This window comes from Streptomyces sp. L500 (assembly GCF_054551825.1).
This window is the reverse complement of sequence record NZ_JBTOLC010000122.1, coordinates 1-1,401: the sequence shown is the minus strand read 5'-3', so window position 1 is coordinate 1,401 and position 1,401 is coordinate 1. Positions and strand designations below refer to the sequence as shown.

The window sequence follows — 1,401 nt, the reverse complement described above, 5'->3', positions numbered from 1 at the left end:
TACTGCAACGGTGCTTGTCGTGACAGTTGGGCAGGTGGGTCGTTGTTCAGTTCATGGGTGGGGAACTTGCTGATGCCCGGTCGTGGGCTGGTGAACTGAAGGCTTTGCATGAGCGTTTCGTGCACCGTTTCTCCAGGTCGGAGCCACGTGAGTCGGCTCTTGCCTATATGCGGGGACTGGTCGCTCCGTTGGAACGGAAGAACGGCTGGACACTGGCCGAGGAGGCCGGGCATGCGGGTCCGGACCGGATCCACCGGCTGCTGAACCGGATCGACTGGGACGCCGATGAGGTCCTCGACGACGTGCGGGACTACGTCGTCGAGCATCTCGGCGACCCGGAAGCGGTGCTGATCGTGGACGACACAGGTTTCCTGAAGAAGGGTGTCCGCTCGGCCGGCGTCCAACGTCAGTACTCCGGCACCGCCGGCCGGACGGAGAATTCCCAGATCGGGGTGTTCCTCGCCTATGCCGGCGGCCGGGGCCGCACGTTGATCGACCGCCGCCTGTATCTGCCCACGTCGTGGACAGATGACCGTGAACGGTGTCGGGCCGCGGGCATCGGGGACACGGTCGGCTTCGAGACAAAGGTCGTCACCGCAAGGGCGATGGTCCGCCGGGCCGTTGCGGACAAGATCCCGTTCCGGTGGGTGACCGCGGACGCCGCTTACGGCTTCTCCAAAGGCTGGCGGTCCGAGCTGGAGCGGGCCGATGTCTTCCACGTCATGGCCACCACCCGGCACGACACCGTCGTCACCAGCTGGGCCATGGACCACCCCGTCCACGACCTGTTTCCCGGGCTGCCAAGGCAGAAGTGGAAGCGTCGTTCGTGCGGGAACGGGGCCCATGGCCCGCGGGTCTACGACTGGGCGAGGGTCGAGGTCCGTCCCTGGCACCGCGAGGACCGCCGACACTGGGTGATCGCCCGCCGAAGTGTCCGCAGGCCGGACGAGATCTCGTATTACATCGCCTACTGCCCGGCCGAGACCACACTGGATGAGCTGATCCGCGTCGCGGGAAGCCGGTGGGCGGTCGAGGAGTGCTTCCAGACCGCGAAACAGGAATGCGGCCTGGACGACTACCAGGTCCGCCGCTACGACGGATGGCACCGCCACATGACCCTGGCCATGGCCGCCCACGCCTGCCTCACCGTTCTGCGGGCCCGCGAACTCGACACCGGGAAAGCAGAAACGGATCCTCCCAGCTCATGCCCCTGAGCCTGCCCGAGATCCGACACCTGATCCACCGGCTCACCCGGCCCCGCCCGAACATCGACCACGTCCTGCACTGGTCACGCTGGCGACGCAGACGACAACACCAAGCCCGCACCAGCCACTACAAACGACGCGGCCACACACCACCAGAAACTACCCAACCATCACGACAAGCACCGTTGCAGTACTA

1 protein-coding gene is annotated in these 1,401 nt (G+C 66.0%); it reads left to right on the top strand.

Annotated elements, in window-relative coordinates; genetic code table 11:
- Positions 1-53: 53 nt before the first annotated feature.
- Positions 54-1,214, top strand: coding sequence for an IS701 family transposase (locus tag ACX9I7_RS32595; protein ID WP_459389399.1), 1,161 nt, complete (start codon positions 54-56; stop codon positions 1,212-1,214).
- Positions 1,215-1,401 lie beyond the last annotated feature (187 nt).